A 25,247-nucleotide genomic window follows, 5' to 3' on the forward strand; every position below is an offset into this window, starting at 1 on the left:
CACCCGGCCCGTCGGGCGCGCGTTCCCGGAGTCAGGCCTTCGCGGCGGGGACCGCGGCAGCTGTGGTGACGGCGGCCCGCCGTCGCGGCAGCCAGGACCCGAGCAGCCAGACCAGGCCGATCGCCCCGAGCCCGAAGGCGTTCTGCACGACCTTCCCGGCGACCGGGCTGAGGATCGGGATCTCCAGCGCCTTGATCGACACTCCCCACCAGGGGATGGGCAGCACGTAGTACAGCCACACGCCGGCCGCGACCAGCAGCCGGACCGGGTCGCGCCCGGACCCGGCCACGGCCGCGATCACCACCACGATCCAGGCGATGTGATGGATCCACGCCACCGGCGACAGCAGCACCGCCATCAGCCCGGTGAGCGCGACCGCCGTCATCGCGTCGCCGTCCAGGTGCGCCCGCCGGGCCTGGCGGAAGCCGTACCAGCCGACGGCCGCGACGGCGGCGAGCCAGACGGCCGAGGTCAGCGTGTCGGGCAGGTAGAGCCTCAGCAGCATGCCCCGCAGCGACTGGTTGGTGGTGGCGGCGTTGGCGCCCAGCCGCTCGGAGTCGAGCAGCGCCCCGAACCAGAAGTCCCGCGCGTCGTCGGTGATCACCAGGAACGGCAGCAGCGTGAGCACCGCCGCCGTGAACACCGCCATGAACAGAGCCCGCCGCTGCGCCGCGTCCCCGCGCTGCGCGATGTCCCCGTGGCGCTGCCTCGGGCCGCTGGGGGCGGTGCCGCTGCGGCCTGGGTCGGCGTCGCGAGGGGCGAACGCGGTGACGGCCAGGTAGACGAGGAACACGCCGGGGGTCAGCTTCACCGCCGTCGCCAGCCCGATGAGCATCCCGCGCGGCCACCACGGGCGGCGCACCACGCAGTCGAGCAGGCACAGCGAGAGGAGGAACAGATCCACCTGGCCGAACCTGACCTGGTCCCTGATCGGCATGAGGTACATGCACGCGGCGCACAGGACGGCGAACAGCGCGGGCGCGGCCAGGGCGCCGCGCACGCCGTCCAGGCAGGCCCGGAACGCGTGCCGGACCGTCACCGCGAGAACGGCGACGATCGCGATCGTCCACACCCACTGCGCGACCGGCCAGGACATCGCGGCGAGCGGCACCGCCAGCATCGCGGCGACCGGCGGGTACGTGAAGGGCAGCAACTGGGGCGCCGGCGTGATCACGTCGTAGACGGGCAGGCCCCGCAGGAGTGCCCAGCCGCCCGTACGGTAGACGTCGAGGTCGACGAGGCGCTGGTCGTCCGGATTGGTGAGCCAGTAGGCGATCAGCGGGGACGCGGCGGCGGCCACCGCCACCAGGGCCAGCGCCCATGCCCAGGCGGGCCGGCGGGCCCCGGCGATGCGGCCAGTCGTCACAACCAGGCAGGTTACCGTGGACCGTGGCCGCGCCATCGCCGATCATGAGGGAGCCTGGAACAGTGCCATCCGCACCAGCACCGGCGCCGGGCCGGGGACCTTCCGCCGCCCCGCCGGGCCGCGGCAGCGTGCCCGTGAGCCCAGGCCCCCGCTCTGTGCCGATGCTCACCCCTGGCGGCCCCAGCCCTCGCACGGCGCGGGTGCTCCTCGCGGCTCTCCTCACGCTCCTCGTCGCGGCCCTCATCGTGCCCGCCTCTTCCGGCCCGGCCTCCGCCGGAACCGCGCCGGCGGGGGGAACCCTGCCGGTGGCTGGAGCCGTGCCGGTGGGGCGGGTGGTGGTGATCGGGGTGCCCGGGCTTCGCTGGGCGGACCTCGATCCGGAGCGGACGCCCACCTTGTGGGCTCTGGCCGACCGGGGCTCCACCGCGTCGCTGTCCACGCGGGCGGTGCCCCCGGAAGGCCTGCCCGTCACCTGCCCGGCCGCCGGATGGCTGACCGTCTCGGCGGGCCAGCGGGCGGCCTCCCCCGGCCCAGGTTGCGGCGCGATCCCCGCACCCGTGGCCGCCGGCGACGGTGGTACGGCGTCGGTGCCCGGCTGGCCCGCGCTGGTCGCCGCGCAGCAGTCCAGTCCGTTCAAGGCACGGCTCGGGCTCCTCGCCGACGCCGTCACCGCCGCCGGAGGGAAGGTCGCGGCGATCGGCCCGGGAGCCGCCCTCGCCGCCGCCGACGGATCCGGCCGGGTCGCGGCGTACGCCGCCACGCCCGCCGCGCTGCCCGACCTCGCGCCGTACGCACTGGTCGTCGCCGAGGCCGGGGAGATCACCCGAGCCTGGACCGGCGACGGACAGGTGAGCCCCCCGGCCACGCAATCCACACCGTCCACAACCCAGGCCACACCGCCGGCCGCGCCGTCCACAACCCAGCCCGCGCGGTCCACGGCATCGGCACCGGAATCAACAGCGTTCCCAGTCCGGGCCGCGCCGTCCACAACCACGGCCGGGGCCGAACGGGAGCCGGCCGACCTGGACGGGGAGGCACGGCGGGAGGCCGTGAGCGCGGCCGACCGGACCGTGGGCGAGGTGCTGTCGAAGGTCCCCCAGGGCGCCACCGTCCTGGTGGCCGGGATCTCCGACTCCGGCTCCGTCGCTCATCTCCACGTGGCGATCGCCTCGGGCGGGCCGTACGGGCGTGGATGGCTGACCGCCGCCTCGACCCGGCAGCGGGCACTGGTCACGATCACCGACATCACGGCCACGGTCACCCACCTGCTCGGCATCCCCACGCCCGAGGGCGTGGTCGGCAGGGCGTGGTCGGGGGGCGGCGCGGCTCCGCCCGCGGCCGAGGCGGCCCGCGGGCCGGCCGACGCCGACCTGGCGAGCCAGGTGCTCAGAGAGGTCAGGGAGCCGTTCTTCATCGCGCTGGTCAGCGCGCAACTGCTGTTCTACGCCCTCGCCGCGATCGTGGTCAGGCGTCACCGGCGCATGCTCACCGCCACCCGCGTGGTCGCCACGGTCAGCGCCGCGCTCCCGGTGTCGATCTTCCTGGCCCAGCTCGTGCCGTGGTGGAGCCTCCGGCACCCGATGCCCGCCCTGCTCGGCACGATCGTGGCCTTCGCCGCCCTCGTGGCGGGGCTCGCGTACGCGGGGCCGTGGCGCGGCCGGGTGCTCGGGCCGCCCGCCGTGGTCGCCGGGGTCAGTTCGCTCGCGCTCCTCGCCGACGTGGTCACCGGCTCGCGGCTGCAGGTGAACGCCGTGGCCGGGTACGAGCCCGTGACCGGCGGCCGGTTCTACGGCTTCGGCAACATGGCCTTCGCCGTCTACTCGACCGGCACCATCCTGCTGCTGGCCGCCGTCGCCCACGCGCTGCGCCGTCGGCCGAGGCTCGCCGTGGCCGTGTGCGTGGCGTACGGCCTGCTCGCGATCGCCGGGGACGGCTGGCCGACCTGGGGCGCGGACTTCGGCGGCGTGCCGTCGTTCGTCCTCGGCGTGGCGGTGTGCGTGCTGATGACCGCGGGCAGGCGGGTGTCGGTCCTCCGGCTCGGCGTGATCGGGCTGGCGGGCGCGGCGCTCATCTCGCTGATCGCGGTGGCCGACTGGCTGCGCCCGGCCGATCAGCGCACCCATCTCGGGGCGTTCGTCCAGCAGATCATCGGCGGCGACGGCGGCTCGGTCGTCGGCCGCAAGCTGGGGGCGATGCTCCACACCCTGGGCAACCTGCCGCTGACGCTGCTGTCGGTGGTCGCGCTGGCGTTCCTGTTCCTCGTGCTGGCCAGGCCCTCGCGGTGGGGCGCGGCGGCGCTCAGCCTGGCCTACGCCCAGGCCCCCGAACTGCGGGCGGGGCTGATCGGCGCGCTGACCGCGGCCTTCGCCGGGTTCCTGATCAACGACTCGGGGATCGCGATTCCGGCGATGGCCCTGACGGTCGCGGTGCCGCTGGCGCTGGCGGCGTCCGTACACGCCCTCCAGCTCGCGCCGCCCACCACAGCAGCACGATCGTCAGCGCCAGCAGAAGCGACGGCGCCACCCACTGCCTGACCACGTCGACGCGCCACGACAGGTCGTCCGGCTGGTGCGCCTGGCGCGCGGGGAGATAGGCCAGCGAGAGCACGGTGAGCCGGGCGACCAGGAACGCTTCCAGGCCCGGCCAGGCGACCAGGGCGAGCAGCGCGAAGCCCAGCCCGTCGTACCACGGCAGCGCGTACGGCGTGGCGAACAGCCAGGCCACCGCGACGGCGAGGGCGACGACCGGCCCCTCGCGCTCCGCCACCGGGCGGCCGCGCAGCATCAGGACGGCGAGCGCGGCCAGCAGGAGCAGCGACCCCGTCTGGATCCACGCGTGGTACGCCCCGGACCCGAACACCGCCTGCAGGGCCTTCTTCCCGAGCGCCCACGGGGTGGCGAGCGAGACCGACCTGCTGGCGTTCAGCAGCTGGTCGAGCGAGTGGGGCCCGGCGAGCAGGTACGCCACGACGACGGTGAGCGTGGCGAGCCCGGCGACCAGGGCGAGCCGCCGCGGGTTGCCGCGCAGCTCCCACGCCGTGCCCAGCGCGACCACGCCCACGGTGGCCTTGACCGCGACGCCCAGGCCGAGCGGCACGCCCCGGCGGGCGACGAGCCCGGCCACGACGAGCGCGACCGCGAGGGTGTCGAGGTGCATCCCGGCCACGAGCTGGTAGACGACCAGCGGGTTCGCCGTCCAGAGCAGGGCCGCGCGGCGCTGCCGTACGGAGTCGCCGGCCGTGACACCCCCGGTGCCACGAGCAGCAGCACGAGCAGCAACACGGTGCAGCAGCAGGCCGGTGGCGGCGAACGCGGCGGCGTTGACCAGGGCCATCACGAAGACCGTCAGGCGGACCGAGTCGCCGCCCACGTGGCTCGCCAGAGCCTGTACGGCCGTCGCGACCGGGCCGTACACGCTGGGGGTCCTCGTCCACTCCTCCACGTGGCCGATCACCGGATCGCCGGGCAGGTCGGCGGGCACGGTCAGATAGGGGTCGTACCCGAGGGCCGCCATCCGGCCGTACGCCGCGTAGTTGAGATGGTCGGCCGACCCGGAGGGCGGCAGGAACGCGAGCACCCCGGCGGCAGCGCATCCCGCGAGGACGAGCGTGCGCGCCTTCGGCAGCCGGTCGACGCACGACAGCCCGGCGGCCAGGCCGATCGCCCCGAGCACGACGGCCGCGGCGGCCATGGCGACGACGAGACGCCCGTCGGGGGCGAGGCCCAGGGACCAGGGGGGCTGCCACGACTCGGCCTGCCCGGGTGGCCCGGGCAGCGCGGGCACCATCGCGGACGGCCCGAGGACGCCGATCGCGATCGTGAGCAGGATCGACAGGCCGCCCGCCGCCACGGCCACGGCCGGCCCGGCGACGGTCCGCGCTTCCACCCGAGAATTCCACCACACGGCCGGGCCGGTCACGCCCGTGCGGGCGGCTACCCGCGCGGCGACCTGATCGTGGACAGGGTCTGCCGCACCACGGGCTCGCGGGCGGCGAGGGCCAGGCCGACGTCGCGAAGCTGCCGCGCCCGGTGCACCTGGGAACGCCAGTCGGTGCCGGTGGCCCGGTGCGACATCTCGACCTCGACCTCGACCACCCGGAAGCCCTTCCTGAGGAGGTCGACGGTCATCCCGGTCTCGACGCCGAAGCCGTGCGCGAGCGGGCGGGCCGCCTCGAAGGCGTCCCGGGTGAGGCACCGCTGCCCGTTGAGCGGCTGGGTCGCCTCCCAGCCGGTCAGCCGTTTGATCCCGTCGCGCGCCACCCGTACGACGATGCCGTGGCCGCCGAGCTTGACCCTGGTCGCGAACGTCGCGATGGTCATGTCGGCCTCGCCCGCCCGCACGGGCGCGATCAGCGGGACGGCCGCCGCCGCCGTCTCACCCAGATCGGCGTCGAGGAACAGCAGGTGACGTGCGTGGTCCGCGTCCAGGAGGCCCGCGGCCTCCGCCCCGCTCTCCATCGCCGCGGCCTTGCCCCTGTTGCGGCTGTGCCGTACGACCCGGGCGCCGGCCGCCCTGGCCACCCGGCCGGTCTCGTCGGACGAGCCGTCGTCGACCACGACCACGAGATCCACGCCGGGCAGCTTCAGGGCGGCGCTCACGGTGGCGCCGATCCGTTCGGCCTCGTCCTTCGCCGGGATCACCACCGCGGTGTCCGGCTCGGGCACTGCCATGTCCCTCATACGCCTAGCCCTGGTGTTCGGCGGTGAGGAGATCGGCGGGCACCGCGTCGTACACGGTGAACACCGAGTCCAGGCCGGTGACCTGGAGAATCTTCCGTACCGCCGGTCTCGGCGCGGCCACCTCCAGCGTGCCGCCGCGCTCCCGCAGCCGCTTGAGCGCGGAGAGCAGCACGTTCATGCCCGTGGAGTCGCAGAACTCCACTCCGGACATGTCGATGACCACCCGGTCCGGCCCGGTGTCCAGCAGGCGGGTGAACTCCGTCTGCAACCGAGGCGCGGTATAGAGGTCGATTTCGCCGAATACGGCCATGACGGCCTGACCGGCGTGGGATTGCGTCGCGACTTTCAGCTCCACGACGCGCACACTAGCGTCGTCCCGGCCCCGGGTCACGTTCCACGGGTTGCGTCGAAGAGTCGTCCGCCCTTTGTCCCCGATTCCGGCCGCATGTAAACGCGGAGTGCGCGAAGCTTGACGCTGAGCGACACCGGCGTCGCCGGATGGAGGGCCCCGGAACCTCCGCGTCGTGGTCGTCACTTCGCGGAAGGAGGGCGGGCGCCTGGGAATGCCACGTGGATCTTCACCACTTGGGAGATCCACGGCCATAACCCGGAACAGTGGGCCCGACAGCATCATGAACAGTGACATTCCCGAAGATTTCCAGCGGCGCGTACTGCGGGAGCATCTGGAGACGATCCAGGCGCACACCGAGAAGGCCTCGTCGTGGCGCGCCTCCGCCGAGCCGCTGCGCGGCCTGCTGAACCGCGAGGGGTACGTCCGGGTCAGCGCCCGCCTGGTCGGCGAGGACCTCGACTTCCTCGCCGAGGCCCGCGAGGAGCTGCTGTGCTTCTCCGAGCTCGGCATCCGGCTGCTCGACCTGCACCAGCCCAGGGACGCGGGCGGCATCTCCAGCGACCCGGCGAACCCGATCCTGCGATGCAGGAGCTGCATGTGGCGCTGGCCCTGCCCCACGTTCCGCGCGATGGCGGAGGCGTTCACGCCGCGCCGCCGGGAGGCCGCACCGGGCCTGCCCTCCTGGCGGGGACGGCTCGAACCGCAGAGAGCCCCCGACCTCGGCTAGCGCATCGCCGCGGAAGGGGGCGGCAGTGTCCCGCGATGGTGCGGAACCGCCGCCCATTCTCCGTCCCAGCTTTGATTCATCTATTGCTTTTCGATAGATTTCCATCGTTTCTCGATGGAAGGGTGAGCCATGGGAAAGCTGACGGTGCTTGCGCTGCGCGCCGTGCTCGTGGTGGTGCTCGCCGGCACCGCGTTCGTACAGGCATTGATGGTGTGGGCATTGGTCAGCGGGAGCGACCCGGAGGACGGGTCGCTCCCGCTGACCCCGCTGCGCGTGATCACGATCCTGGGCATGGTGTCGGTCCAGGTCGCCCTGGTCTGCGTATGGCGGCTGCTGACGATGGTGCGACGCGGAACCGTGTTCTCCCACGCCGCCTTCCGGTACGTGGACGGCGTGATCGGCGCGATCGTGGCGGCCGCCCTCGTGTGGTTCGCGGTCACGGTTCTCAACGCGCCGGGCCAGCGGGACGACCCGGGCGTCACCGTCATCATGGGCGGGGTCGGCGTGGCCATCCTGGGGGTCGCGCTCATCGTGCTCGTGCTGCGGATGCTGCTCGCCCAGGCCGTCGCGCGCGACGTCGAAGCGGCGCAGATGCAGGCCGAGTTGGACGAGGTGATCTGATGCCGATCGCCGTCGACATCGACGTGATGCTGGCCAGGCGGAAGATGTCCGTGGGCGAACTCGCGGACCGCGTCGGGATCACGCCCGCCAACCTGGCGGTACTCAAGAACGGCCGCGCCAAGGCGGTGCGCTTCACGACGCTCGCCGCCCTCTGCGAGGTGCTCCAGTGCCAGCCGGGCGACCTGCTGCGCTGGGAGGCCGACGAGGACGCCGCGGGCGCATGACGCCCCGGGCCTGGCGTGAAAACGCCTGGATGGTCACGCCGCCGTTCGGGCGTGCCCGCTCAGGGCGTGAACTTTTCACCGCGGCCGCTTTCTTGCGCGCCGGATCCCGGTCGTGGCCGGGGGCGGTCCGCAGGTCACCGCCGTGGTTCCCGGGCGGCGGGGCGACCGGGCGGCATCGCCGCGTCCCATCGGTTGACCTGCGCCGTCGCGATGAGAACGTGAGGGTGATCGCGCGCAATCAACCGAGGGAAGGAGCCCGATGTTCCACACGATCCAGTCCCTGGGCGACCGCCTGCTCGCCCGCCTGGTACCGCGGGTCGAGGCGTCGGCCACCGTGCCGTGCTGGTGCATGCAGCAGCGGTGGTGCTGCTACGGCGGGAACTACGGCTACTACTGCGGCGAGGTCGGGACCTGCTGAGACCCGCCGTGGCGGACCGCGTGCGGACGACACCCGCACGCGGCGCCGCTCCTCCGGCGGCCGGGAGCGGCCGGCCTGGATCGCCCGTCGCGAGCACCGCCCGGGTCACGCGAAGCCGGGCCTGATCCGTCAGGCACGACCCAGCGGCAGCGTGATCGTGAAACGGCAGCCGGGGCCCTCGTTGACCACGCCGATCTCCCCGTCGTGGGCCTCGACGATGCCGCGGGCGATCGCGAGGCCGAGCCCGGCGCCGCCGTCGGGGCCGGGCGTGCGTGCCGCCTCGCCGCGGAACGCGACGTCGAAGACCCGGGGGAGATCCTCCTCCGGGATGCCGCCGCAGCCGTCGAGCACCGACAGCCGGGCGGCCGTTCCGTCCGCCGCCGCGCGCACGAGGACCGTCCCCCCGGCGGGCGTGTGCCGGATCGCGTTCACGACCAGGTTGCGTACGGCCCGGCCGAGATGCCCGGCGTCGGCGTAGACGGGGACGTGCGGGTCGGCCTCGCCGGACAGGCGTACCCGTTCGGCGCGGGCCAGCGGCTCGACGGCGGCCAGCGTGTCCGCCACGAGGTCGCCGAGCCCGGTGCGGGCGAGCGACAGCCGCAGCGAACCCGCGTGGATCCGCGACAGCTCGAACAGGTCCTCCACCATCCCGGCGAGCCGGTCGACCTCCACCCTGATCTGGACGTGGTAGCGCTTGACCGTCTCGGGGTCGTCGGCCACCCCGTCCTCCAGCGCCTCGACCATCGCCCGCATCCCGGCGAGGGGCGTACGCAGGTCGTGGCTGACCCAGGCGACGAGTTCGCGCCGCGCGCTCTCCAGCGCCCGCTCCCGCTCGCGGCCCAGCCGGAGCCGCTCGTACGCCTGCTCCAGGGCGGCGCCGATGGTCCGCAGCTCGGCCGGAAGCGGGGTGGGCGGCGGCGTGAAACGGCCCGAAGGCGGCACGTTCTCCACCGCGGTCACCAGGCTCCTGCTGGCGCGCACCACCGTACGCGCGTTCACCAGCGCCACGCCGAGTCCGACGAGGCCGCCGATGGCCACGACGGTGAGCACGATGTTCTTCGGCCGCCCTTCGATGATCATGGCGAGCGTGATGGCGACCACCCCGGCCAGCGTCGCGGAGACCGTGACGGCCGCCACCACCGCGAGCATCACGCCGATCGACCGCCGGCGCAGCACCCGCAGCAGCGCCAGGCCCAGGGCCGCGATGACGAGGCCGAGCCCGGCGGCGACCGCGACGATCTGGACGATCACGACAGCGGCTCGTAGCGGTAGCCGACACCCCAGACGGTGACGATCCGCCGCGGGTCGGTCGGGTCCGGCTCGATCTTCTCCCGGAGCCTGCGCACGTGGACCGTCACGGTCGAGGAGTCGCCGAAGGACCAGCCCCACACCTGGTCGAGCAGCGCCGCCCGGCTGAACGCCTGACGCGGGTTGCGCAGCAGGTAGACGAGCAGGTCGAACTCGCGGGCGGTCAGGGTGATCTCCTGCCCGCCGAGGCGCACCTCGTGGGCGCCGACGTCCACCACCAGGTCGCCGTCCCGCAGGACGCCGGTTCCCGTCGGCACCAGGGCGCCCCGGGCCCGCCGCAGCACGGACTGGACGCGCAGGGCGAGTTCGCGTGGGCTGAACGGCTTGGTCACGTAGTCGTCCGCGCCGGTCTCCAGGCCGACCACCCGGTCCATCTCCTCGCCCAGGGCGGTCAGCATGATCACGGGAACCGGCCAGCGCTCCCGCAGCTTCCGGCAGACCTGGAGACCGTCGAGCTTGGGCAGCATGAGGTCGAGCACGAGCAGGTCGGGCGGGTCGGCCAGGGCCCGCCGCAACGCCTCGGCGCCGTCGCCCACGCACTCGACCTCGTGACCGTCCCGCTCCAGGTAGCGGGCGACCACCTCGGCGACGGTCGGGTCGTCGTCGACCACCAGGACACGGGCGGCGGGGTTCGCGGACATCGGACTCCTCGGGGAGGGCACGCCTCAACGGTAAAGCCGCGGGACGACCGCGCCGAGCCCCGTCACCGCCCCGTAAGAACGACCCGCGGGACCAGCGCCACCGCAGGGCCCGGGATCTTCCAGCGCACGCGAGTCGGTGGAAAACAGCGCCGATCACGATGATTCACGTGAAACCTCGGCGGCAGCGGGTAGTAGGACTCGTTTGGATCAAGCTCGCGCTTGTCGGACCTACCGCGTAGCGTGTGCCTATGGCCCGTACCGTACTGACCGTTCTGGGGATCCTGCTGGCCCTGTGGCTGGTGTTCGCATTCGTCATCCCCGCACTGTTCGCGACGCTGAAGTTCCTGCTGATCATCGGGATCGTCGCCGCCGTCGCCGTGCTCGCGGTCACCGTCGTGGGGAAGATGTCCCGCTGACGTGAACGCTCTCCAGGCCGCCGTCACGTCACTCGTCCGGCTGCTCGCCGAACTGGTCACCGGATTGGCCGGCGGCTCCGCCGTGCCCTCCGTGATGGCCTTCGCCGGCGTGGCCGGGGTGGCCGTGCTGGTGTTCGCCTGGATGCTCTCCCGGCTGACCGGGGTCCCCGCCGTCGTGCGGGGCCCGGGCAGACGTTCGTACGACGGTGAGACGGCGATGGTGAGGCTGCGCGATCCCGGCGCGCCCGGCCGCCCCCGTCCCCGCGCACCATCAGGAAGCCTCGCGCTCGCCTGACCACCGATCCGGTCGCGAGCGCCTTCGTCATGCCCTGAATTCAGACGAAAGGCTTCCCCATGTTCGACTTCGTGCTCGACCCCGCCTACCGGCTCATCGACGCGCTCAGCCACGCCACCGGCGCCGGGCTCGCGATCGTCCTCGTCACCCTCGCCGTACGGCTGGCGCTCCTGCCGCTGAGCATCCGCGTCGCCCGTGCTCAGCGCGTCCGGGTCCGGCTCGCTCCCCAGGTGGAGAAGCTCCGCAAGCGGTGGCAGAAGGACCCGGAGCGGCTCATGCGGGAGGTGAACGCGCTGTACGCGGCGGAGGGCACCAGCCAGTTCGCCGGATTCCTCCCGGGCTTCGCGCAGATGCCGTTCTTCATGGTCACCTACCGGCTGTTCACCACCGTGACGATCGCGGGGCATCCGAACCTGCTGCTCGCGCAGGGCGTGCTGGGAGTGCCGCTGGGAGAGCACCTGGGGGCGGCGGTCGCCGGCGCGGGCCTGTTGAGCCCGCCCGTGGTGGTCTTCGCCGCGCTGCTGGCGCTGCTCACCGTCGTGGCCGTGTTCGCCGCCCGCCGGGTGGAGCCCGCGGCTCCGATGCGGCGCCTGCAGGTCCTGCTCCCGTTCTGGACCGTGCTCGCGGCGGCCTTCCTGCCCCTCGCGGCGGGCGTCTACCTGCTCGTGAGCACCGCCTGGGCGACCGCCGAGCGCGCGGTGCTCTACCCCCGGGCCGCCTAGGCCGCCGGGGCCGGCGCCCGGGCGATCAGGGGTGAGATGGAATCCTGCTCCCTGTGACCGATGCGTACTCGATCAGCACGTGGGCGGGCGGGGACGGCCGGGAGGGGCTGCGCGCGCTCCTCGCGGCCTATCACCTGCGCACCGAGGAGGAGAAGGGCGTCCCGGTGCCCGGCGTGGCCGAGCTGCCCGAGCGATACCGGGCGGAGGTCGAGGACCCCGGAGCGGCCTTCGCGCGGGACGTCGTGCTGGTCGCGCGCCGCGCCGGGACCGCGATCGGCTGCGCGGTGCTGATCGGTTGCGTGGTGCTGACGGAGCCGGTCGGCGGGCGAGCGGAGATCAAGCGGCTCTGGGTGGACCCGGACGAACGCGGCAGGGGCGTGGCCGGGGCGCTCGTCCGGGCCGCGCTGACCCGGGCGCGGGAGGCCGGCCTGCGCTCCGTACGGCTGTCGGTCTGGAGGTGGCGGGCGACGGCGATCGCGCTCTACGAGCGGCTCGGCTTCGCGGTCGTCCCGTCGTGGGACGCGCGCGACGACCTGCTCTGCCTGGAGCACCCTCTCGGCCGACCGTGACTCCTGACCACCGGCTGACCGACCACCAGCCGACGGGGGGCGCTCAGCCGACCTCGCGCAGAATGCGGGTTTCGGACGGACCCTGATGTCCGTTACGGTCCGGGGTCGCGACCAGGACGACGGCCCACACGGTGGTGATCTCCGCCTCGTGCCGGACCCCCCAGCGCTCGGCGAGATACTCCACGATGCCCAGCCCCCGGCCGCCCAGTGACGACAGCGTCGGACGGCCCGCCCGCGGCTCGGTGTAGGCGCCGCCGTCGCTCACGGCCACCTCGACCTGGCTGTCCGAGCAGTACCAGGCCACCCTGAGCTGTCCGGACGGGAGAGGGTGGGCGTGCCGCAGGGCGTTGCTGAGCAGTTCACTCAAGATGAGCACCACGTCGTCGACGGCGGTCGCGAGCAGCCCCGCCCCCTGTAGTTCGGCGCTGAGGCGCTGACGTGCGACGGCGACGCTCGACGGTGCGTACGGCAGCATCACGACGCTCGACGCACTCACCTCCCCGATTCCCCCGACTCCCCTTGCACAACGTTTCCCCTTGCACAACCCAGTACGACCGAAATGCCCCGTCGTATCAGCCGGGAAACCGTGCCCCGGATCACAGCTTGTGCACATTGGACAATAGATCAGTCGCCAAATCGCGACGCCACGCTCCGGACCGTGCCGCCGGAGTGGAGATCCTCCGCATCGCCCGCCCTGGTCAGCCCGGTGAACCCGGCCGGCCCGGCGGCGTTCTCGAGCCCCTCACGAACGCTCCGATACGCTGCCTCCACGCGATGAACAGAAAGTTGGGCGCCCATGTCCACCGAGGACCTCGAAGCCCTGCTCCGCGTGACCACGCCGGGCTACGTCGGCCTGGCCCCGCCCGAGGTGGCGTTCGGCACCACGGACACGCCGGTCGGCCGCCTGGTCCTCGCGGTGACCGCGCGCGGCGTGCTCGCCTGCACCTACGAGGACGAGCACGCGGTCTTCGCCCGGGTGACCCGCGCCGTCGGCTCGTTCATCGGGCCCGACCCGCGCCGCCTCGATCCCCTGCGCCGTGAGCTCGACGCGTACTTCACCGGCAGGCTGCGCACCTTCTCGCTCTCCGTGGACCCGCGCCTGGTCACCGGCTTCTCCCGCACCGTGATCCAGCTGATGCAGGGCGTGCCGTACGGGAGCGTGACCACCTACCAGGAGATGGCCGAGCGGATCGGGCGGCCCCAGGCGCCGCGCGCGGTGGCCGGCGCCCTGTCCGGCAACCCGCTCTGCCTGCTCATGCCCTGCCATCGCGCCGTGGAGGGCCCGGGTTCGCTCGGCGGGTACGCGGGCGGCAAGGCGGCCAAGGAGCACCTGCTCCGCCTGGAGGGCGCGCTGCCCTGATCAGCCGTACGGGCTCAGGCGCCCGTGCGATCAGACCCTGTGCGATCAGGCCCGGCGCCGGGCGAGCCGGCCGGGCACGGACAGCGCCGCCGTCGCCAGCGCGGCGACCAGGAACGCGGCGAGCGCGGCGTTCATCCACGGCTGGTGGACGAACCCCACCGCGTCGCGGACGTCGGCCCAGAGGCCGTCCCACCAGGCCACGGTCGGGGTGACCGTCACGATCCAGTACGCCGCGAACCCGAGGACCCACGGCACGACCATCGGCCAGCGCGAAGGGGCGTCCTCGGCCGTGTTCCACCGGGCGGCCCCGCCGAGCAGGAAGTAGTCGACCACGAGGACCGCGAACATCGGCACGAAGACCGCCCCGATCACGGTGAGGAACGCGCCGTAGGAGTTCACGTCGGCGAGCAGCGCGATCAGCGTGGTGAGCACGCCGATCACGACCGAGATCACCCGGCGGTCCCAGCGCGGCGCGAGGTTCTGGATCGACACGGTCGTCGAGTAGACGTTCGCGAACGACTGGTCGGCCTCGCGCAGCACCAGGACGCCGAAGAACAGGAGCCCGAGCGGGGCGGCCACGAACGGGTCCCACACCTTGTCGGGGTCGTTGCCCACCAGCGCCAGCGCGGCGATGCCGAGGGCCAGGCAGGCGACCTGGGCGATCGTGTACCCGGCCACCACCCCGGTGAACGCCGCGCCGCTCGACCGCGAGTGCCGCGCGTAGTCGGCGGCCATCGGCACCCACGACACCGACAGCGCGATCACGTAGTCGACGGCCGGGGCGAAGGCGTCCCAGGAGCCGCCGCCCACGGAGGGTCCCCGGGTGAAGAGGGCGACCGACAGCCAGATCATCGCGACCACGACGCCAGCGGTGACGTAGCGGCGCAGCAGGCGCAGCGCGCCGAGCGGCCGGATCGTCAGTGCGATCGTCAGCGCGCCCGCCGCGACCGCCCACACCGCGTACGGCACCGCCGTCCCCGACAGCGCCTGCGCGCCCTGCGCGATGACCCACAGCTCGAACGCGCCCCAGCCGAGCATCTGCACGATGTTCAGCACGGTCGGGACGTACGACAGGCGGGCCCCGAACAGGCCGCGCAGCAGCACCATGGCGGGCCGGCCGGTCCGGGCGCCGGGGATCGCCGCGAGGCCGACCATCGCCGTGCCCACGAGGCTGCCGACCACGGCGGCCAGCACCGCGGCGGTGAACGTCAGGGGCCTGCCGCCCAGGGGATCGAGCAGGAACAGCGCCCCCGAGAAGCCGAGGAGGCTGACGCCCAGGTTGGCCCAGAACGCCCCCTGGTCGAGCAGGCCGAGGGTCTTCGGGACCTCCTCGTCCAGGGTGAGCGGAACCTCCGCATGCGCGTCGTCGACGACGGCGGTCATCACACGCTCCCTACGCCGGCATTATCCGGACAGGTTCAGGCGGTCGGCAGCGGCTTAGCTGCCCTCTCAGCCCGGTGCCCCGAGCTCCCGCGACTTCCTATGCAGTTGGCGCCCTCATCCTGCCTCATCAGAGGCACTCTGACCACAGTGAGACACATCACGTCCGTCTCACTACTACCGTCCGTCGTCGTCCGCCGGAGTACAGCTGAGTGCATAGAGGTAGCTGTACTTTGCAGCTGTACGAAACCGCCCGCGACCTGCTGCTAGACCCTGGTATGGAGGGGCCGGCGGATCCTCAGGGCTGGGTGTACTTTCCGTACGTTTTCAAGGCGGCCCGAAGCCGGGCCGCGCGCGCCCCCGTCACGGCAACGCCGCCGCCTCCCGCTGGCGCTCCCGGCGGCCGGCTAAAAGCACGCCGGACGGCTGGCGCGGACGAGTCGAGGCGGGCCGCCGCGCGACAGTACAGGTCTGCTCACGGGGCAGCGGGCTGAGCTGGAACAGCCGCCACGTGCCGCGCCGCACATGGTGACGCCTCCGGCGGGGGCGCTCCGGCTCCGGGATGGCCTCGAACAAGTGCGGGTTGTGGGTGGCTGATGTGGGAGCCATCCCGCCCGCCATCGACCCCAGGCAAGCCGAGCAGACCGCCGCCGCTGCAAGCCCGGCTGCGACCGTCGGCATCCGATGACCCTGGAAAGTGCCCAGGCGAAGGGACACGTCAAGCCGGGCTTGCACCTCCGTCGCCGGCCCGTTGTCGCTCCGCGGTGGGGTCGACGGCAGGCAGACGGGATGGACGTAGGAGTGCTGCTATGCCGCAGGCCGCCCAGCTCCTTAGTGTCTCAACGCTGGTCGCTCTGATACTGCGGCGGCAGGACATCATCACCGGTCAGGTTGAGGTCATTGACGTTCCGCAGTGGTCGGCGCGATGCGGTCGGCCACCGTGAGAATATTGGCCACCGTGAAAATAAGCGATCGCGTTCACAATCGCCCGCCGGAGATGGCGAGCAAGGCGGCCGCCGCTTCGGGGAAGGAATCAGCGCCTCACATAACCCCCAGCCCGACCAGCTACCTAAACCGGACCACGGCGGACTGCCGTAGGTTCACACCGTGTCACAGAAAGTTCCGCTTGACGCAGTGATCATCATCGTGTTTTACTCCTTAGAGATACCGAGAAAGATAAGGGAGTAATATGCTCAACTATTCTATTCGTCGGGCACTCAAGGGTGCAGGCGTGCTGGCCAGCACTGCGGCCCTTAGCCTCATAGTCGGAGTTCCTGCCCATGCTGACCCCAGTGCCGACGGAGCGGAACAGGCGCCGTTCAAGAACCCGAAGGGGGCGTTCTGCGTAGCACGCCTAGACGCTAATACTTCAGGTTCCACCAAGCAGCAATTGCAGCCCACCTGCTATCAAACCGCAACAGAAGCGATCAAATTCGCTAGCGGCGGCGCGATTGCCGACGCCCCAGCCGACGGCAAGGGACTTGGCTCCTGAGAATTCCATGCCAAGATTCAAGCATACAACGATTCGGTAACACGCAATCGCATCGCTGGCGCTACTGCTTCCGAGTATTTCCTCGGCGCCGTATGGCAGCTCGAATATTATGAGGGAGAAGTACTATACCTAACCGGCCCAACTCTTTGTAGGGACGTATTTAGTTACAGTTACGACTTCACCGGCACCTGGTGGGACAATCGCACTTCATCCGCCCAGGTATGGCAAGACTGCGAGATGACCCTTTACCAGTACCAGTTCTATGGTCTTTCTTATTCACTTCCCCACTTGTGGGTCGCGCCTTACCTCGGTAGCTTCGACAACAGAACGACCAGCGTAACCCTACGGCAAGGCGTATGACTAGACAGCGCTCCGCTAGCGCCATCACCACGTTCAGAGCAGCTCTCCTGACTGCTTGCGTCACGTCATCGATCGCCGCTTGTGGAGGATTGGCAACGCAAGCGGCGACGACCGATGCGGCCCCTTCTTCTAGTTCTCAAGGGACACCAACCCCGCTTGAAAAGCGGTATTCCCAAGTGCGCTGTTACAGCGTGGCCGATCCCGAGGGGCACTTCGCTGAAGTCATGTTCGGCAGCGAGAGGACCAAGACGGCTGAAATGAAGGCGCCGCGACACAGTGCCGAGAGAGCAAAAGACGCATGCGCCGCACTATTCCAACAGGGTCGGCTTGTGGAAGGTGCTGCGCAGAACTACCCCGCCGACGGAAAGGCCCTGCACCAAGTTCCAGCACTCTATGTCTGTAGAATTAATTCTGCCCGTTTTGCCGTTTTCCCTTCTAAATCCTGCAAGCAGCTGAATCTCATCAAAGCGTAACCGTTTTCTCTATTGGCCTCTCTCCTGGGCAGTATCGATGGGTCCCCGCATCTAATACTCCAGCCGCACTTCATGATCAGGGTTTGATTGAGGGGGCTGTCGTCGACGTCGGGCCGACGCGCGACCCACCATGCCAGACGGTGGCGAGCAAGACCGTAACGTCGTCGTACTGCTTTGTGCAAGGGAATCGTGCGCCAGCCCCGTCGGCAGTCGAGGCACACAACCATGACTCACCTCGAGGCTGGGCGCACTTTCCGTACGTCTTCAAGCCGCCTTCGGCGGGGAGTGGCGCGGGGAGCAGGGAGGAGCCCGACCAAAGAGCAGGCAAGGGGAGAGAGCAGAAGGCGAACCAAAGGCCGGGATCACGACGGCCCGCACCGGAGCCCACGCGAGCACGAGCATCAACCGGCCGCGGGCCGCACGCCCCGCCGTCGGCGGGCTGCGGCTCTCCGGCCGGTCCCGCCTCGGCGGTCGCGCACCCCTGCCGGCAAGCGGCGCAACGTCGGCGAACCGGCGGCAAACGTTGGCACTGATGAAGATCTCTCCAAAGACGCAGGGACGACCTTGGGGCGCTGCCCCAAACCCCGGGGCACTCCGGCTCCGAGAGGGGGCCGCGCATAGCTCACGCCGTAGCTGGCTGGGGTGGAAGTCCTGATCGCTCGCCCGCCATCGACCCAGGTAGAGCCCAGCAACCCGGCTCCTCCAGGTCAAGCCCAGCCGTGCGGCCAGGACAACCAGCGGGCGAGGAAGCTCACTGGGAGCAGGTACACGCGAGGCAGGGCTTGACCCTCCGTCCCCGGCCCGCTGTCGCTTCGCGATGGGTCGACGGCAAACGAGAGATCAGGCCAGCGGATAATGTGCGGGTCCGCACGAACGTGGGAGAACCCGGTGGTTCGAATGCGAATTTCCGCGCAGGAGGCCGTCATAGGCCTGATGAGCTTGGCATTCATAGAGATCCGCACCATTAGTTACCGTCGCGATCTGACGCTCCTGGGGTGGATTGACGGCCCGGAGGATTACCACGAGCAGATACGAGTAATCGCGGACATATGCCACAACTTGCCCGGAAGTCTTAGCTCGCGCAGCAAGCGGCAACGGGAGCGAAGGGCTAGTGAGAGCCTGAGACTCCTTCTGCTGGGAGCAGACGACGCACATACTCAATGGGTCCGCACCCGTCTTGACGAGCTCGGATATGACTACCACTCGTTGCTCGGGAAGCCTGATCGAGAGGTCAGGGAAGAGCCAAAGGTATAAAGCTTATGCCACCCGCCACCTTTGACGATTACGCCTGGCAGAGCGATTGGGAGGAGATATACACGGTCACGTTCGTCTGCGGCCACGATGAGCGGGAGACGCTGCGCAGGTTCGGGGTCGCCCAGGCGGACATGCGGCCGTACAACTGGGAGGACGTCTGGGAGCGTGTCGAGGAGACCGACGGAGAATCCGACCTGGTCGTCGTGACCCACGTGAACGGGTGGACGATCGCCTTTGAGGCTTGCGGTTGGGAAGGCAACCGGCCGGAGACGTTGCGTGAGCTGTCCCGGGGAGGCGAGGCGGTTTCTGTCATGCGGCATGACTACGCCGCATCCCACCACTTCGCGCATGCGGTCGACGGTGAACTGCGCACAGCCTTCCGGCTGGAGTCGCCCCAGGAACGCTGGGGAGCCCGGCCCGACGCCCTGAACGCAGAAATGCGCGAGCTCGGACTCACGCCTTCAGGACCGCAGGAGAAGTCCCGGTACCGGCACGAGATCGTGGCGCTCGCGCTCGCGCTGGCCAGCCGCCTCTCCGGGGTCCTGTTCCACCGGGACATGGTCGAGAGTGACTCTCTGCTCGGCGGGGTTATCACCGCTCCCGTACCCGATGACCCGCAGTAAGCTCCCCGCGGATCCGCCCTGCGTGTCCAACTGCGTGACAACGCCCACGGACACCAGCGGACGCTAGCGGACGACGATGGAGCAGCCGTCGCAGGTCAGTCGGCAGGACGGATCAGATCTACGACTTGTGATCCCGTGGTGTGCGAGAGGATGAGCCTGTGCCCTCCGACTCCAGTTCTGCTTCGGCAAAGGCGCGAGGCCGAGAAGCTGTCGAGCGTATCCCTGGTCGCCCTCTGAGTCAGACATGGCCTGCCGGCGCGTTGCCGCCTGGAAGCCGGGTCACGGTCCTAGGCGACCCCGCCAGGGGCCGGCCATGGCAGGAGGAGTTCCTGGGAACGATCGACGACATGGGCGCGCCCGAGCCGGTTCAGCATCCGCACGCACACCCCGAAGAACTGGAGTACTGGGTTACGTTCGATGAGGCTCAGAAAGACAGCGATGGGTGTGGGCCTTATCGCAGAGCCCGGATTTGGGGCCGCCATCTGAGGCATGAGCCACCCGCCGATTGTCTCTAGCGGGCCGGGGCACCTTGGGGAAAAGCGTTGGCAGGCAATGGCGACGAACGGAAGTGTTCTCGCAGGTCGTATGTGGTGCGGGGCGATTCACCGCAGGTCGGGAGCGCGTGAAATTTGAACCCGACCTACAGGCTGACTACGCAGATCGACGTGGCGAACCGAGCGCGATGAGGCTGCCGGCCAGCACTCGCTCGTTCAACGTCCAACCAAGCGACTTACGAAGCCGGCAGCTACTAGCCGTTGGAAGGCCCCATCGACGCCATCCGGGTACGGCTGCTCGACGGCGAAGCCCTTCTTGGCATACTCGGTGATCCGCTAGGTGTCGCCGACCAGCATGTTGATTACGCGGTCTACATCCCCGTTTTCCTACGCGACGTAGGGGTTCCCTCCGGTTTCGCTCACCATCGGGCGTCCGGCGGCGGCCCAGGACATCATCCCGCCGTCCACGTTGACGGCCTCCCGACCGATGTGGTTGAGCCACATGGCGGCGTGCGCCGACCGCCCGCCCACCCGGCAGACGACGTACACCGGCCGGTCCGGCGGCACCTCGTCCACCCGCGCCTGCAACTCGCCGAGCGGGATGTGCACGGCCTCCGGGGCGTGTCCCGCCCGCCACTCCTCGTCCTCGCGGACGTCCAGCAGGTACGCGCCCTCGGGCAGGGCGTCGGGGGCGATTTCCGGCAATGTCATGCGCCCATTCTGGCGGCACACCACGCATGCCCGGGCCCGCGCCGGGAGCTGTGACCCACGGTGGTCCACGCGCCGCCCGCACGAGGGCCACCAGACTCCCCAAACTTCCCTATACATCCCTTTATGACGTATGTTTGAGGAGTGATGGTCTACAAATCCGAAGCAGGTCGACGGGAGATCCTCGACCACTACCGGCGGGTGCTGGACGCCTGGCCGGTTCCGGCCGAGCACGTACGGGTGCCGACGCGCGAGGGCGAGACGTTCGTCCTCGTCTCCGGCCCCCGCGACGCGCCGCCTCTCGTGCTGCTGCACGGCTCGGGCGCCAACGCGTCCATGTGGCGGGGCGACATCTCCACCTGGTCCCGTCACTTCCGCACGTACGCCGTGGACCTCGTCGGCGAGCCTGGCCTGAGCGCACCCTCGCGCCCCGCCCTGGACTCCGACGCCGTGGCGCTCTGGCTCGACGACGTGCTGGACGGGCTCGGGATCGCCGGCGCCGCGTTCGTCGCCACCTCCCTCGGCGGCTGGATGGCTCTGGACTACGCCGTCCGCCGCCCGGAACGGGTGACCCGCCTGGCCCTGATCTGCCCCGGCGGCGTGGGACGGCAGAAGGTCGGCTGGATCCTCAAGGCCCTGCTGACCCGCCCGTTCGGGGGTGGCGGGGTGCGCGAGTCGGCGATGGCCGTCGCGGGCCTGGACGGGGAGCGGGACCGGCAGGCGCTCGACGCCGTCGTCCTGACCTTCACGCACTTCAACCCGCGCAGGGAGAGGCTTCCGGTGTTCTCCGACGACGCGTTGGGCGGCCTCGCCATGCCGGTCCTCGTCATCGCGGGCGACCGCGACGCGATGATCGACTCCCGCCAGACGGCGCGACGGGTCCGTAAGTCGGTCCCGCATGCGACCGTCCGCCTGCTCCCCCAGGTCGGTCACGCCGTCTTCGGCCAGGCCGGGCCGATCGCCGAGTTCCTCCGGGCCTGACACCGGCCCTGGTGGAGCGGCTCCGCCGGGGCCGGCCCTCCTGGCGGGCCTACTTCAGCAGGCGCGACAGCCGCCGGTCGGCCAGCGGCTTGCCGCCCGTCTGGCAGGTCGGGCAGTACTGCAGCGACGAGTCGGCGAACGCCACCTCCCTGATCGTATCGCCGCACACCTCGCAGGGCTCGCCCGTGCGGCCGTGCACGCGCAGGCCCGACTTCTTCTCCGACTTGAGGTCCTTGGCCGCCAGGCCGCGGGCCCGCTCGACCGCGTCCCGCAGCGTGCTCACGATCGTGTCGTGCAGGTCGGCGATCTGGCCGTCGGTCAGCGTCCCGGCGACCTTGAACGGGGACATCCGCGCGACGTGCAGCACCTCGTCGGAGTACGCGTTGCCGATGCCCGCGATCACCTTCTGGTCGCGCAGCAACCCCTTGATCTGGGCCCGGCTCCCGCCGACGATCGTCTTGAGCAGGTCGGGCGTGAACTCCTCGGCGAGCGGGTCGGGCCCGAGCCCGGCCACCCCGGGGACGTCGCGGGGGTCCCGCACCACGTACACGGCCAGGCGCTTCTGCGTGCCCGCCTCGGTCAGCTCGAACCCGGGGGCGCGGCCGTCCTCGCCGGGCGACAGCCGTACCCGGACCGCGAGCGGGCCCTTCCCCGGCCGCACCGGTCTCGCGCCCGTGAGGTCGTCGCGCCAGCGCAGCCAGCCGCCGCGGGCGAGGTGGGTGACGAGGTGCAGGCCGTCGCAGTCGAGGTCCAGGAACTTGCCGTGCCTGGCCACGGCGGTGATCGGCAGTCCGCCGAGCGAGGTGACGGGCGGGTCGACGGTCTTGAGCGCCTGGAAGGCGGTCACGTCGACCCCGATGATCGCGTGGCCGACGGCGTGCTCGCGGAGGAACCCGGCGAGCGCCTCGACCTCGGGCAGCTCCGGCATGTCCCCACACTAATCGCAGCCGTCAGGGCACGTCCCAGAACGCGAGCTCGTGCTCCATGCCGCGTACGAACAGTGCCCGGGCGCGCGCCGGGTCCGGGGCCGCCTCGTCGATCATCTCGCCGATCCGGGCGGCGAGCGCGGCGAAGCCGGGGTCGGCGTAGGTGTCCACCCACGCCCGGTAACGCGGCTCGGCGGGCGGGTCCTCGGCGAGGAGCCGCCCGAGCGTCGAGTAGCCCCACATGCAGGGGTAGAGCGCCGCCAGCCCCTCGCCGTAGCCGGCCGCCGCATCCAGCAGGAACGACGTGTACGCCGCGCAGGCCGGGCCCTTCACCGCGCCGTCCAGGTCCGCGCCGAAACCCGCGGCCAGCGACCGGTGCAGGTCGAGTTCCTCGTGCCAGGTCGCGTGGGCCAGGTCGACCAGGTCGCCGAGGTGGCCGTCCGGCGCCTGCCAGGCCAGCCGGGAGAACACCCTGACGTAGTCGAGCAGGAACAGGTAGTCCTGTTCCAGCCACGACCGGAAGACCGGCTCGGGCAGGTCTCCCGCCGCGATGCCGCGCACGGTCGGGTGGGCGAGCTGGGCGTCGAGCATCGGCCGTCCGATGGCGTGCAGGTCCGCTGATATCCCCATAAGTACTCATTTTCGCGGTAAGGGAAGAGTTAGGCTCGATGCCGTGACTCTGACGATCGCCGAGGAAGTGCTGCTGCTGGCCTACCGGGAGGACACCGGGAAGCCGGTCATCGGGTCCGTGGAGCTCGACGCCGCCCTGGCGGGAGCCGTGGTCGCCGAACTCGCCGTGACCGGACGCGTCGATTTCGACGACAAGAAGCTGGTGGTCACGGACAACGCGTCGCTGGGGGACGAGGAGCTGGACCAGGCGCTGGCCCGGATCTCCGGTGAGTCCCGGCGGCACAAGGCGGACTGGTGGGTGGGCAAGCTCCGCATGGGCGGGCTGCGCAAGCGGCTGCTGACCCGACTCGCCGTACGCGGCGTGCTGAGCGAGCAGAAAGGCAAGATCCTCGGGATCTTCCCCACCACCCGTTATCCGGAGCTCGATCCGAGCCATGAGCAGGCGGTGCGGGACCGCGTCCGGAACGTGCTCGCCGGGGCGCGGCCCGACGAGCGGACCGCGGCGCTGATCGCGGTCGTCCACGCGGCGAAGCTCGACCGCGAGGCGTTCCCGGACGCGCCGAAGGGCCGCGTCAAGGAGATCGCCCAGGGCGAGTGGGCCGGCGAGGCCGTACGCAGGACGATCGCGTCCGTGCACGCGGCCGTCCTGGCGGCCACGACCGCGGCGACCACCGCCGCGACCACCGCGTCCATCAACTGACGCCGCGTTCAGGCCTCCGCCGGACCCGGCCGGGTGCCGGCGGGTGTCGGCCGCGCCTCGGCCGAGCCGCGCCGGGTCTCCACCGCTTTCGCCAAGCCTCCGCTGGGCCGCGCCGGAACCGGCGCCGAGGAACGGCGCCGGGGACGGCGCGGCGGCCGCGGCGTCACTTCGTGATGACGTCCTTGGGGACCTGCTTGTCGGCGGCGAGCGCCTCGAACAGGCGCAGCGCCTTCTGCGTGTCCCACTTCACGACGGCCTGACCGCCGATGGTCGGCAGCGAGCCGATCGGGACGGCCGTCGTGACGGGTCCGCCGCGCATGGCGAGGCCCACCGACAGCAGGTCGAACAGGCCGGTGCCGGGGTCGACGGCGACCGAGTCGGCCGCGTTCAGCGCCAGCGGCACCGAGGTGAAGGGGTTGAGCAGCGTGCCGGGGCTCGCCGCCTTCTGGACCACCGCGGAGAAGAACTCCCGCTGCCGCTGGGTGCGGTCGAAGTCGGGAATGGCGCCGGTCTTCCTGGTGCGCACGTAGCCGAGCGCGGTGCCGCCGTCCATGTCCTGGCAGCCCTTCTTGAGGTTGATCCCGGCCTTGTGGTCGTTGATGTCCTGCTTCACGCAGATGTTGACCCCGCCGATCGCGTCGACGATGCCCACGAACCCGCCGAAGCCGATCTCCATGTAGTGGTCGATCCGGATGCCGGTCACCCGCTCGACCGTCCTGGTCAGCAGCTTCGGCCCGCCGAAGGCGTAGGCCGCGTTCAGCTTGCCGCTGCCGTGCCCCTCGATGGGGACGTACGAGTCGCGGGGAAGGCTCACCAGCGTCGGCCGGCCGTCCTCCGGGATGTGGAGCAGCATCATCGTGTCGGTGCGCTTGCCGACCGCCTTGCCGGTGGCCAGCTTCCTGCGCTGCGCGGCCGTGAGGCCCGCCCGGCTGTCGGAGCCGACCAGCAGCCAGTCCTCGCCCGGCGTCTCGGCGGACCGCCCGTCGTAGTCGGTCATCGCCTCGACCGAGTGGAGCCTGGCACTGATCAGGAAATACCCGGCGACGGCGGCGACCAGCAGGAGCACCAGCAGCACCACGACGATCCGGACGACGGCCCTGCCGGTCACCCGGGGGCCACGTCTGCCGCCGGACCCACCGCCACGCCCGCCACCGGACCCGCCACCGAATCCGCCACCGAATCCGCCCCCGGACCCGCCGCCGTCCCTGTGCGGGGCGTCCTCCGGGCCCCTGGGCGTCCGCCCGCTCCCCCCGATAGGGCGGACCGGCGCGCTGCCCGAGCGCGGCTTGCCGTACACCTTGGAACGGGCGCGGGGGACCGTGTCGTCCCTGCCGGACCCCTTCCCGGACGCTCCGCCCGGCCCCTCGGCCCGGTTCCCGGACCCGGGTGCCCCGAGCGGGGCAGCCTGGGGCTCCGCCGGGCGGCGGATCGCCCGGGTCGCCTCGTTCTCGTCGGCCACGTGAAATCCCCAGCCCCTCAGCGTCCTGACCACCGCTTTGACCTCACCGGCGGAACTCTTTGCCGATGG

At 71.2% G+C, this 25,247-nt stretch carries 26 protein-coding genes, 1 pseudogene and 1 riboswitch; of the genes and pseudogenes, 14 read left to right on the top strand and 13 right to left on the bottom strand.

Going from position 1 to position 25,247, the window contains the following annotated elements; genetic code table 11:
• Positions 1-31: 31 nt before the first annotated feature.
• Positions 32-1,366 carry a glycosyltransferase 87 family protein gene (locus tag HHX33_RS02350; protein ID WP_310741171.1) on the bottom strand — a complete coding sequence of 445 codons (1,335 nt, stop codon included), beginning with the start codon at positions 1,364-1,366 and terminating at the stop codon, positions 32-34.
• A 161-nt stretch (positions 1,367-1,527) separates the two neighbouring features.
• Here HHX33_RS02350 and HHX33_RS37630 point away from each other — a divergent pair, with 161 nt between their 5' ends.
• The gene (locus tag HHX33_RS37630; protein WP_396783945.1) at positions 1,528-3,900 is read left to right on the top strand and encodes a hypothetical protein; all 2,373 of its coding nucleotides are present in this window, start codon (positions 1,528-1,530) and stop codon (positions 3,898-3,900) included.
• Positions 3,901-4,468: 568 nt separating this feature from the next.
• On the opposite strand, the pseudogene mptB reads toward HHX33_RS37630, so the two are convergent.
• From mptB to HHX33_RS02365, 3 genes and pseudogenes are all read right to left on the bottom strand, one after another.
• Positions 4,469-5,152, bottom strand: a pseudogene (mptB, locus tag HHX33_RS37635) (polyprenol phosphomannose-dependent alpha 1,6 mannosyltransferase MptB); the annotation flags it as partial.
• A gap of 146 nt (positions 5,153-5,298) precedes the next feature.
• On the bottom strand, positions 5,299-6,036 hold the full coding sequence (locus HHX33_RS02360) for a glycosyltransferase family 2 protein (RefSeq protein ID WP_182873080.1): 738 nt from the start codon (positions 6,034-6,036) through the stop codon (positions 5,299-5,301).
• Positions 6,037-6,049: 13 nt separating this feature from the next.
• Positions 6,050-6,400, bottom strand: coding sequence for an STAS domain-containing protein (locus HHX33_RS02365; RefSeq protein WP_117409882.1), 351 nt, complete (start codon positions 6,398-6,400; stop codon positions 6,050-6,052).
• Positions 6,401-6,677: 277 nt separating this feature from the next.
• On the opposite strand from HHX33_RS02365, the gene HHX33_RS02370 reads away from it, so the two are divergent.
• The 4 genes from HHX33_RS02370 to HHX33_RS02385 all read left to right on the top strand — a co-directional run bounded on the left by HHX33_RS02370 (position 6,678) and on the right by HHX33_RS02385 (position 8,387).
• Entirely contained in the window at positions 6,678-7,124 is a 447-nt protein-coding gene (locus HHX33_RS02370; RefSeq protein WP_259402026.1) for a hypothetical protein, read from the top strand.
• 129 nt (positions 7,125-7,253) lie between these two features.
• Entirely contained in the window at positions 7,254-7,745 is a 492-nt protein-coding gene (locus HHX33_RS02375) for a DUF2975 domain-containing protein (RefSeq protein WP_182873081.1), read from the top strand.
• Entirely contained in the window at positions 7,745-7,969 is a 225-nt protein-coding gene (locus HHX33_RS02380) for a helix-turn-helix domain-containing protein (RefSeq protein ID WP_138459643.1), read from the top strand. Before HHX33_RS02375 ends, HHX33_RS02380 begins: the two co-directional genes overlap by 1 nt.
• Before the next feature lie 259 nt (positions 7,970-8,228).
• Positions 8,229-8,387 carry a hypothetical protein gene (locus tag HHX33_RS02385; protein ID WP_165900884.1) on the top strand — a complete coding sequence of 53 codons (159 nt, stop codon included), beginning with the start codon at positions 8,229-8,231 and terminating at the stop codon, positions 8,385-8,387.
• Positions 8,388-8,516: 129 nt separating this feature from the next.
• On the opposite strand, the gene HHX33_RS02390 is transcribed toward HHX33_RS02385, so the two are convergent.
• A complete protein-coding gene (locus HHX33_RS02390; RefSeq protein WP_310740238.1) occupies positions 8,517-9,638 on the bottom strand; it encodes a sensor histidine kinase in 1,122 nt (373 codons plus the stop codon).
• Complete coding sequence (locus tag HHX33_RS02395; protein WP_138459644.1) at positions 9,635-10,336, bottom strand: response regulator transcription factor; 702 nt, start codon at positions 10,334-10,336, stop codon at positions 9,635-9,637. Before HHX33_RS02395 ends, HHX33_RS02390 begins: the two co-directional genes overlap by 4 nt.
• A 248-nt stretch (positions 10,337-10,584) precedes the next feature.
• On the opposite strand from HHX33_RS02395, the gene HHX33_RS02400 reads away from it, so the two are divergent.
• Genes HHX33_RS02400 through HHX33_RS02415 form a run of 4 tightly spaced genes read left to right on the top strand, consistent with a single transcriptional unit; the run spans position 10,585 to position 12,338 of the window.
• On the top strand, positions 10,585-10,752 hold the full coding sequence (locus HHX33_RS02400; RefSeq protein ID WP_182873082.1) for a hypothetical protein: 168 nt from the start codon (positions 10,585-10,587) through the stop codon (positions 10,750-10,752).
• A gap of 1 nt (position 10,753) precedes the next feature.
• Entirely contained in the window at positions 10,754-11,047 is a 294-nt protein-coding gene (locus tag HHX33_RS37025) for a DUF6412 domain-containing protein (RefSeq protein WP_182873083.1), read from the top strand.
• A 59-nt stretch (positions 11,048-11,106) separates the two neighbouring features.
• Entirely contained in the window at positions 11,107-11,769 is a 663-nt protein-coding gene (locus tag HHX33_RS02410) for a YidC/Oxa1 family membrane protein insertase (RefSeq protein WP_182873084.1), read from the top strand.
• A gap of 53 nt (positions 11,770-11,822) precedes the next feature.
• Positions 11,823-12,338, top strand: a complete 516-nt coding sequence (locus tag HHX33_RS02415) for a GNAT family N-acetyltransferase (RefSeq protein WP_310741173.1) — start codon at positions 11,823-11,825, stop codon at positions 12,336-12,338.
• Positions 12,339-12,381: 43 nt separating this feature from the next.
• Here the strand turns inward: HHX33_RS02415 and HHX33_RS02420 are convergent, their stop codons facing one another.
• Positions 12,382-12,834, bottom strand: a complete 453-nt coding sequence (locus HHX33_RS02420) for an ATP-binding protein (protein ID WP_310741174.1) — start codon at positions 12,832-12,834, stop codon at positions 12,382-12,384.
• A gap of 300 nt (positions 12,835-13,134) precedes the next feature.
• Between HHX33_RS02420 and HHX33_RS02425 the strand changes: the two genes are divergently transcribed.
• Entirely contained in the window at positions 13,135-13,698 is a 564-nt protein-coding gene (locus HHX33_RS02425; RefSeq protein ID WP_117409866.1) for a methylated-DNA--[protein]-cysteine S-methyltransferase, read from the top strand.
• Positions 13,699-13,743: 45 nt separating this feature from the next.
• Here the strand turns inward: HHX33_RS02425 and HHX33_RS02430 are convergent, their stop codons facing one another.
• Positions 13,744-15,081 (bottom strand): purine-cytosine permease family protein, encoded by a 1,338-nt coding sequence (locus HHX33_RS02430; RefSeq protein WP_182873085.1) that lies wholly within the window; start codon positions 15,079-15,081, stop codon positions 13,744-13,746.
• A riboswitch (TPP riboswitch) is annotated at positions 15,072-15,182 on the bottom strand. (Overlaps the previous gene by 10 nt.)
• Positions 15,183-15,441: 259 nt before the next feature.
• Entirely contained in the window at positions 15,442-15,687 is a 246-nt protein-coding gene (locus HHX33_RS02435; RefSeq protein WP_182873086.1) for a hypothetical protein, read from the bottom strand.
• Positions 15,688-16,267: 580 nt separating this feature from the next.
• Between HHX33_RS02435 and HHX33_RS02440 the strand changes: the two genes are divergently transcribed.
• Both HHX33_RS02440 and HHX33_RS02445 read left to right on the top strand, forming a co-directional pair.
• Positions 16,268-16,570: a hypothetical protein gene (locus HHX33_RS02440; RefSeq protein WP_182873087.1), complete on the top strand. Its 303-nt coding sequence runs from the start codon at positions 16,268-16,270 to the stop codon at positions 16,568-16,570.
• Between the two features lie 2,092 nt (positions 16,571-18,662).
• Positions 18,663-19,280 carry a DUF6461 domain-containing protein gene (locus HHX33_RS02445; protein WP_182873088.1) on the top strand — a complete coding sequence of 206 codons (618 nt, stop codon included), beginning with the start codon at positions 18,663-18,665 and terminating at the stop codon, positions 19,278-19,280.
• Between the two features lie 881 nt (positions 19,281-20,161).
• Here HHX33_RS02445 and HHX33_RS02450 read toward each other — a convergent pair.
• Positions 20,162-20,485 (bottom strand): rhodanese-like domain-containing protein, encoded by a 324-nt coding sequence (locus tag HHX33_RS02450; RefSeq protein ID WP_117409868.1) that lies wholly within the window; start codon positions 20,483-20,485, stop codon positions 20,162-20,164.
• A gap of 144 nt (positions 20,486-20,629) precedes the next feature.
• Here HHX33_RS02450 and HHX33_RS02455 point away from each other — a divergent pair, with 144 nt between their 5' ends.
• Positions 20,630-21,463 (top strand): alpha/beta fold hydrolase, encoded by an 834-nt coding sequence (locus HHX33_RS02455; protein WP_182873089.1) that lies wholly within the window; start codon positions 20,630-20,632, stop codon positions 21,461-21,463.
• Between the two features lie 49 nt (positions 21,464-21,512).
• On the opposite strand, the gene HHX33_RS02460 is transcribed toward HHX33_RS02455, so the two are convergent.
• A complete protein-coding gene (locus HHX33_RS02460) occupies positions 21,513-22,391 on the bottom strand; it encodes an Fpg/Nei family DNA glycosylase (protein WP_182873090.1) in 879 nt (292 codons plus the stop codon).
• Between the two features lie 22 nt (positions 22,392-22,413).
• Positions 22,414-23,019: a TenA family protein gene (locus HHX33_RS02465; protein WP_182873091.1), complete on the bottom strand. Its 606-nt coding sequence runs from the start codon at positions 23,017-23,019 to the stop codon at positions 22,414-22,416.
• A 43-nt stretch (positions 23,020-23,062) separates the two neighbouring features.
• Between HHX33_RS02465 and HHX33_RS02470 the strand changes: the two genes are divergently transcribed.
• On the top strand, positions 23,063-23,719 hold the full coding sequence (locus HHX33_RS02470) for a GOLPH3/VPS74 family protein (protein WP_182873092.1): 657 nt from the start codon (positions 23,063-23,065) through the stop codon (positions 23,717-23,719).
• A 163-nt stretch (positions 23,720-23,882) separates the two neighbouring features.
• On the opposite strand, the gene HHX33_RS37030 is transcribed toward HHX33_RS02470, so the two are convergent.
• Entirely contained in the window at positions 23,883-25,178 is a 1,296-nt protein-coding gene (locus HHX33_RS37030) for an LCP family protein (RefSeq protein ID WP_310741175.1), read from the bottom strand.
• Positions 25,179-25,247 lie beyond the last annotated feature (69 nt).

It is taken from the genome of Microbispora sp. H10670 (assembly GCF_014161385.1).
Taxonomy (GTDB): Bacteria; Actinomycetota; Actinomycetes; order Streptosporangiales; family Streptosporangiaceae; genus Microbispora; species Microbispora triticiradicis.